Genomic DNA, 7,171 nt, shown 5'->3' with positions numbered 1-7,171 from the left:
CGCTCAGCAACATGCGGCTCGGCAGCGGCATCGCCCCGGTGCCGCAGATGCTGGCGGCGGGGCTCCGGGTCGGGCTCCCTCAATCGCCGGAGGGGCTTGACTGAGGCCCTACTCCACCGGCTCCACACCCGCCCGCAGCAGGCCGAAGGTGTACGCGTCCTCCAGGGCGCCCCACGACGCCGCGATCACGTTCTCGGCGACGCCGACCGTCGACCACTCACCCGTGCCGTCGGACGTCGAGATCAGGACGCGGGTCGTGGAGGACGTGCCGTGCTTGCCCTCCAGGATGCGCACCTTGTAGTCGACCAGCTCCAGCTTCGCGAGCTGCGGGTAGATGCGCTCGAGACCGACGCGGAGCGCACGGTCGAGGGCGTTGACCGGCCCGTTGCCCTCGGCCGTGGCGACGATGCGCTCGCCCTTGGCCCAGAGCTTGACCGTGGCCTCGTTGGCGTGGGTGCCGTCAGGGCGGTCCTCGACGATGGCCCGCCAGGACTCGACGCGGAAGTACTTGCGCTCCCGGCCCTCGGCCTCGGCGCGCAGCAGCAGTTCGAAGGACGCGTCGGCGGCCTCGTACGTGTAGCCCTGGAGCTCGCGCTCCTTGACCCGGTCCACGACCCGGCCGACCAGTTCGCGGTCGCCGCCGAGGTCGACGCCGAGCTCCTTGCCCTTGAGCTCGATGGAGGCGCGGCCCGCCATGTCGGAGACGAGCATCCGGATGCGGTTGCCGACCTGCTCGGGGTCGATGTGCTGGTACAGGTCCGGGTCGACCTTGATCGCGGAGGCGTGCAGGCCCGCCTTGTGCGCGAAGGCCGAGACGCCCACGTACGGCTGGTGCGTGGACGGCGTGAGGTTGACGACCTCGGCGACGGCGTGCGAGATGCGGGTCATCTCGCGGAGCTTGCCGTCGGGCAGGACCTTCTTGCCGTACTTGAGTTCCAGTGCGCCGACGACCTGGAAGAGGTTGGCGTTGCCGACGCGCTCGCCGTAGCCGTTGGCCGTGCACTGCACGTGGGTGGCGCCCGCGTCGACGGCGGCGAGGGTGTTGGCGGTGGCGCAGCCGGTGTCGTCCTGGGCGTGGATGCCGAGCCGGGCGCCGGTGTCGTCGAGGACGGTGTGCGTGATCGCCTGGACCTGGGCGGGGAGCATGCCGCCGTTGGTGTCGCAGAGCACGACGACGGAGGCGCCGGCCTCGTGCGCGGACCGTACGACGGCCTTCGCGTACGCGGGGTTGGCGCGGTAGCCGTCGAAGAAGTGCTCGCAGTCGACGAAGACGCGGCGGCCCTGGGCGACGAGGTAGGAGACAGTGTCGCGGACCATCTCCAGGTTCTCGTCGAGGGTGGTGCGCAGGGCGAGTTCGACGTGCCGGTCGTGCGACTTGGCGACCAGCGTGATGACCGGGGCGCCGGAGTCGAGGAGGGCCTTGACCTGCGGGTCCTCGCTCGCCTTGGCGTTGGCGCGGCGCGTGGAGCCGAAGGCGACGAGCTGCGCGTGCTTGAAGTCGATCTCCTGCTGCGCGCGGGCGAAGAACTCGGTGTCGCGGGGGTTGGCGCCGGGCCAGCCGCCCTCGATGAAGCCCACGCCGAAGTCGTCCAGATGCCGTGCGATGGTCAGCTTGTCCGCGACGGTGAGGTTGATGCCCTCACGCTGCGCGCCGTCGCGCAGCGTCGTGTCGAAGACGTGGAAGGAATCGTCGAGTTCGCCGGATGCGCCGGAGGGGGTCTCGCTACGTTCGCTCGGGCTGCTGCTCATGCTGATCTGGCTCCTGTATGGGATCTCGGTCTACCGGAATGACCGGCTCCACCGTCCTTCAATGATCCCTCGCGCTCTTGGTCCGGCTGCGGATGGGCCGGAAACAGAAAAACCTCTCGCGGGTGCGAGAGGTCTGCGCGCGGGTCGAGGACGACGGTGTCCACCTGTACCGGGTCGTACGGGGTGGTCACTGCGGACCGGCGCGCCTGCTGCCAATAATCATGGCGAACGAGAGCACGCCCGCAGTTTGCCACAGCCCGGGCGGGGCCCGGGCTGTGGTCTCACGATGCGGTCAGGCGACCTGCTTCGCGGCGTGCGTCACGTTTTCCGCCGTCTTCACCCGGTTCAGGTCGATGTCGCGGGTCTCGCGCATCGTCAGGTAGACGATCAACGACACGGCCGCGCATCCGGCGACGTACCAGTAGAAGCCCGACTCGATGCCGCCGTCCTTGAACCAGAGGGCGACGTACTCGGCGGTGCCGCCGAACAGCGCGTTGGCGATGGCGTACGGGAGCGCGACTCCGAGGGCGCGGATGCCGGTCGGGAAGAGCTCGGCCTTCACGCAGGCGTTGATGGAGGTGTAGCCGGTGACGACGACGAGGGCGAGCAGGGACAGGCCGAGGGCCGGCCAGAACGAGCCCGCGTGCTGGAGCAGCGTCATGATCGGGACCGTCAGGAAGGTGGAGCCCACCGCGAAGGTGATCAGCAGCGGGCGGCGCCCGATCCGGTCGGAGAGCGCGCCGGCCAGCGGCTGGAGGCAGGCGAAGACGATGAGCGCGCAGAAGGAGACGAGGGTCGCGGTCTGCTTGCTCAACCCGGCGGAGTTCGACAGGTACTTGGTGAGGTACGTGGTGTACGTGTAGTAGGCGACGGTGCCGCCCATGGTGAGCGCCATGACGAGGAACGCCTCGCGCTTGTGCGCCAGCAGCGCCTTGATGGTGCCCTTGTCGTCGCCGCCCACGGTGGCGTCGGCGTCGGCGGACTCCTCGTAGACCTCGGTCTCCAGCATGTTGCGGCGCAGGTAGAAGATGACCGCCGCGCCGAGGGCGCCCACGATGAACGGGATGCGCCAGCCCCAGCTGTGCAGGGCGTCGTCGGACAGGGTGCGCTGCAGGACGATCTGGAGGCCGAGCCCGACGATCTGTCCTGCCGTCATCGACACGTACTGGAAGCTGGAGGCGAAGCCGCGCTTCTCCGGGGCCGCCGCCTCGGTGAGGTACGTCGCGCTGGCCGCGTACTCGCCGCCGACCGAAAGTCCTTGCAGGAGGCGGGCGACGAGCAGGACGACCGCGCCGCCGTATCCGGCGACGGCGTAGGTCGGGGCGACCGCGATGAGGACGGCCGACGCGGACATCAGGGTGACGGTGAGGGTGAGCGCCGCTTTGCGCCCCTTGCGGTCACCGACCCGGCCGAGCAGCCAGCCGCCGACGGGGCGCATGAAGAAGCCGACGGCGAAGATGCCGGCGGTGTTCATCAGCTGGGCGGTCGGGTTGCCGTCGGGGAAGAAGGCCCCCGCGAAGTACGTCGCGAAGCTCGCGTACACGAACCAGTCGAACCACTCGACCATGTTCCCGGCCGAGCCGACCAGGATCTTCTTCCATTGCTCTCGTCCCATGGGGCGCCACGATGCGGGAGCGCTCCGCTCAGTGACAAGGGTGTAACGGGCAACGATCGGGCGTACTTGCGTTCATTGTGTTCATGATCGCGGGCAGGCCTCGGCAGCAAGGCGCACCCTTGTCGGATCGTTCAACAATCGCTTACGTTGGAGAGGTGACCCAGGACGTGATCGACCTCAACGCGGACCTCGGCGAAGGCTTCGGCCGCTGGACCCTCACGGACGACGACGCCCTGCTGTCCGTCGTGACCAGCGCCAACGTCGCCTGCGGCTTTCACGCGGGCGACCCGAGCGTGATGCGCAAGGTCTGCGACGCGGCCGCCGCGCGCGGGGTGCGGATCGGGGCGCAGGTGTCGTACCGGGACCTCGCCGGTTTCGGACGGCGCGCGATGGACGTGCCGCCGGACGAGCTCGCGGCCGAAGTGGCGTACCAGATCGGGGCGTTGAGGGTCTTCGCGCAGGCCGCCGGGGCCGAGGTGACGTATGTGAAGCCGCACGGCGCGCTCTACAACCGGACCGTGCGCGACGCCGAACAGGCGCGGGCCGTCGTCGCCGGGGTGCTGCTCGCGGGCGGGGCGCTTCCGGTGCTCGGGCTGCCCGGGTCGGAGCTGCTCGCCGCCGCCGATGAGGCGGGGCTGGGTTCTGTGCGGGAGGCGTTCGCCGATCGCGCTTATACGCCCGAGGGGACGCTCGTGTCGCGGCGGGAGGCCGGGGCCGTGGTCGAGGACGCGGGTGCTGTGGTGCGGCGGGCTGTCGGGTTCGCCGTGGGCGGGGGTGTCGAAGCGGTCGACGGTACGTATGTCGCCGTCGCGGCGCGGTCGTTGTGCGTGCACGGCGACACCCCGGGCGCGGCGGCGATCGCGGCACGGGTGCGGGAGGCGCTGGAGGGCGCGGGGGTCGTGGTGGAGGCGTTCGCGTGAGTACGGGGATGGAGGTGCGGGTCGCCGGGCGGCGGGCCCTGCTCGTGGAGCTGGCGGACGGGGAGCGGGCCGGGGCGTTCCACGCGGAGGTGCTGCGGCGGCGGGCGGCGGGGATGTTGCCGGGGGTGGGCGAGATCGTGCCCGGGGCGCGGACGGTGCTGCTCGACGGGGTCGAGGATCCGGCCGCGCTGGGACGTCGGGTGAGGTTGTGGGACGTGCCGTCGGCTCCGCCGGCCGAGGGGGACGTGGTGACCGTTTCCGTGGTGTACGACGGGCCCGATCTGGGGGAGGTCGCCGCGATGTGGGGGGTCGGGGAGGACGAAGTGGGCGCCCTGCACGCCTCGTTCGCGTATCGCGTGGCGTTCTGCGGGTTCGCGCCCGGGTTCGGGTATCTCACCGGGTTGCCTGAGGAGTTGCATGTGCCGCGGCGGGCTACTCCGCGTACGCGGGTGCCGGTGGGGGCGGTTGCCCTGGCCGGGCCGTACTCGGCGGTGTATCCGCGGGCTACGCCTGGGGGGTGGCGGATCATCGGGACGATGGTGGGGGCGGGGGTGCTGTGGGATCCCGGGCGGGAGTCGGCCGCGCTGTTGTCGCCGGGGACGCGGGTGCGGTTCTCCGGGGCGGGTGTGGGGTTCTCGGGGTCGCGGGGCTCTGCCCCGGACCCCGCTCCTCAATCGCCGGAGGGGCTTGATGTGCCGGAGTCGCTCCGTGAAGCCAAGGGGCTTGATGTGGCCGAGGGGCTTGAACAGTCATGACCGGCAAGGTCGTCGTCGTACGGGCCGGGGCCCTCACCAGCGTTCAGGACGAGGGGCGAACGGGCCACGCGCATCTGGGAGTTCCCCGGTCCGGGGCGCTCGACGCGCCCGCGATGCGGCTCGCCAACCGGCTCGTCGGGAACGCGGGCGGCGCTGCCGTTCTGGAGACCACGCTCAGCGGCTGCGCCCTGCGGCCCGATCGTCCGGTGACCATCGTCGTGGGCGGGGCGCCGTGCGCGGTCACCGTCGACGGGCGGCCCGCGCCATGGGGTGCGCCGGTACGCGTGCCCGGCGGAGCCGTGCTCGACGCCGGCCCCGCCGAGCGCGGTGTCCGTTCGTACATCGCCGTCGCCGGAGGCATCGCCGTGGACCCGGTCCTCGACAGCCGCTCCACCGACCTCCTGTCGGGGCTCGGCCCCGCGCCGCTCACCGAGGGGGACCTGCTGCCGCTCGGCACCGCGCCGGGCGGCCCGGTCGCGCTCCCGGTGGCGGCGCCCTGGCCCGCGCCGCCCGCCGAACTCGTCCTCCCGGCCCGCCCGGGACCGCGGGCCGACTGGTTCACGGCGGCGGCCCTGCGCACGCTCTTCACCGCCGGGTACACGGTGTCCGCGCAGAGCAACCGGATCGGCCTGCGTACCGAAGGGCCGTCGCTGGAACGGGAGTTGGCGGGCGAACTGCCGAGCGAGGGCATGCTGCTCGGGGCGGTCCAGGTGCCGCCCGACGGCCGCCCGGTGGTCTTCCTACACGACCACCCGACGACCGGCGGCTACCCGGTGATCGCCGTCGTCCCGGAGGAGGCGCTGGCCGCGGCGGCGCAGGCGGTGCCGGGGACGCCGGTGCGGTTCGTCGTGGCTTAGCGCAGGCGGCGGACGAAGGCGTCGCGGTGGCCGTTGGTGTCGTCGGCGACCAGCTGGGCGGATGCCGAGCCGAGGCCGACGGTGCGGCCGTGGGCGTCGAGGGACGAGGAGTACGCGCCCTCGTCGGTGAGCGGGCCGCCGTCCGTGCCGGGGCCCGCCAGGGTGGTCGCGCCGGTGCGCAGGTCGCGGACGAACACGTTGACGGCGGGGCCGACCTTGATGTCGTAGGCGACGTGGCGTCCGTCGGCGCTCAGCACGCCGTTGGAGTACACCCCCGACCCCTCCCCCTCGTGCGTGATACGGCGCGTGGTGCCGGTGCGCAGATCGCGGATGTAGATGTTGGTCGCGGCGGGGCCCTCGCTGCCCGGCACCAGGTCCGTCGCCCAGGAGCCGAACTTGACGGTGTGCCCGTCGTCCGAGATCTCGGGGGCCGAGCCGCCCATCGCGGAGGGCTTGCCGTCCGGGGTGACGTTGACCTGCTCCTCGGCGCCGGTGCGCAGGTCCTTGACGTAGACGAAGCCGTCGCCGGAGCGCACGCCGTTCTGGCCGTAGGCGAGATAGCGGCCGTTGCCGCTCAGGTCGAAGTTGTACCCGGCGAGGGTGGGGTGTTCGCGGTTGCTGACGCGCCGCGTGGTGCCGGTCTCGCGGTCGTGGAGGTAGACGGCCGGGTTGATGTTGTTCTCGCCCTCCATCTGGTATGGGCGGGCGTTGAAGGCGACGTAGCGGCCGTCGTCGGAGATGTCGGCGCTCCAGTTCGCGTACGCGGAGACGCCGTCCGGGGCGCCGCTGACCAGCTCGGTCGTGCCGGTGCGGCGGTCGTGGACGTACACGTCGTACGCCCACTGGGGTCCGCGGGGGTCCTGGGGCACGAGGTTCGTGGCGGTGGAGCGGAAGACGACGTAACGGCCGTCGGCGCTGATCCCGGCGGCCTCCGACTGGCCGTCGGCCGGCGTGCCGTCGGAGGCGACGCTGACCCGCTCCAGGGTTCCGGTGCGCAGGTCGCGTACGAAGACGTCGTCGGTGTCGGTGGTGTCGTCGGGCACGAGATTCGTGGCGTACGAGCTGAAGACGGCGTAGCGGCCGGTCCTGCTGAGCAGCGGGCCGCCGGAGTCGGCGTCGCCCTGCTCCCCCGCGGCCGAGACGGAGATCCGCTCGGTGCGGGGCGCGGGCGGCGCGGCGAGGGCGGGCCCGGCGGCGAGCGCGACAGCGGTGGCGGCCAGGAGTGCGGGCAGGGCGGTACGACGCATGCGGTGATTCCCCCGTGGTGTGCGAAAC

The 7,171-nt window shown here is 71.9% G+C and carries 6 protein-coding genes; 3 read left to right on the top strand and 3 right to left on the bottom strand.

The window, feature by feature from the left end; genetic code table 11:
• Positions 1–108: 108 nt before the first annotated feature.
• Both cimA and AB0L37_RS28310 read right to left on the bottom strand, forming a co-directional pair.
• Positions 109–1,749 carry a citramalate synthase gene (gene cimA, locus AB0L37_RS28315; RefSeq protein WP_365511258.1) on the bottom strand — a complete coding sequence of 547 codons (1,641 nt, stop codon included), beginning with the start codon at positions 1,747–1,749 and terminating at the stop codon, positions 109–111.
• Positions 1,750–2,041: 292 nt separating this feature from the next.
• Positions 2,042–3,364 (bottom strand): MFS transporter, encoded by a 1,323-nt coding sequence (locus AB0L37_RS28310; protein WP_365511255.1) that lies wholly within the window; start codon positions 3,362–3,364, stop codon positions 2,042–2,044.
• 167 nt (positions 3,365–3,531) lie between these two features.
• Here AB0L37_RS28310 and AB0L37_RS28305 point away from each other — a divergent pair, with 167 nt between their 5' ends.
• Genes AB0L37_RS28305 through AB0L37_RS28295 form a run of 3 tightly spaced genes read left to right on the top strand, consistent with a single transcriptional unit; the run spans position 3,532 to position 5,896 of the window.
• A complete protein-coding gene (locus AB0L37_RS28305) occupies positions 3,532–4,284 on the top strand; it encodes a 5-oxoprolinase subunit PxpA (RefSeq protein WP_365511284.1) in 753 nt (250 codons plus the stop codon).
• Positions 4,285–4,292: 8 nt separating this feature from the next.
• Entirely contained in the window at positions 4,293–5,039 is a 747-nt protein-coding gene (locus tag AB0L37_RS28300) for an allophanate hydrolase subunit 1 (RefSeq protein ID WP_365511282.1), read from the top strand.
• Positions 5,036–5,896, top strand: coding sequence for a biotin-dependent carboxyltransferase family protein (locus AB0L37_RS28295; RefSeq protein WP_365511252.1), 861 nt, complete (start codon positions 5,036–5,038; stop codon positions 5,894–5,896). Before AB0L37_RS28300 ends, AB0L37_RS28295 begins: the two co-directional genes overlap by 4 nt.
• Here AB0L37_RS28295 and AB0L37_RS28290 read toward each other — a convergent pair.
• Entirely contained in the window at positions 5,893–7,143 is a 1,251-nt protein-coding gene (locus tag AB0L37_RS28290; RefSeq protein ID WP_365511250.1) for a hypothetical protein, read from the bottom strand. The two genes, AB0L37_RS28295 and AB0L37_RS28290, sit on opposite strands and share 4 nt — an antisense overlap.
• Positions 7,144–7,171: the final 28 nt, after the last annotated feature.

The organism is Streptomyces sp. NPDC052225 (assembly GCF_040679615.1).
Taxonomy (GTDB): domain Bacteria; phylum Actinomycetota; class Actinomycetes; order Streptomycetales; family Streptomycetaceae; genus Streptomyces.
The sequence above is the reverse complement of the archived record's forward strand: the minus strand, read 5'-3'. Positions and strand labels throughout refer to the sequence as shown.

What these genes read in the sequence shown, in the direction of transcription:
- cimA (WP_365511258.1), bottom strand. Translation starts at nt 1,749, where the DNA reads ATGAGCAGCAGCCCGAGCGAACGTAGCGAGACCCCCTCCGGCGCATCC.
- AB0L37_RS28310 (WP_365511255.1), bottom strand. Translation starts at nt 3,364, where the DNA reads ATGGGACGAGAGCAATGGAAGAAGATCCTGGTCGGCTCGGCCGGGAAC.
- AB0L37_RS28300 (WP_365511282.1), top strand. Translation starts at nt 4,293, where the DNA reads ATGGAGGTGCGGGTCGCCGGGCGGCGGGCCCTGCTCGTGGAGCTGGCG.
- AB0L37_RS28295 (WP_365511252.1), top strand. Translation starts at nt 5,036, where the DNA reads ATGACCGGCAAGGTCGTCGTCGTACGGGCCGGGGCCCTCACCAGCGTT.
- AB0L37_RS28290 (WP_365511250.1), bottom strand. Translation starts at nt 7,143, where the DNA reads ATGCGTCGTACCGCCCTGCCCGCACTCCTGGCCGCCACCGCTGTCGCG.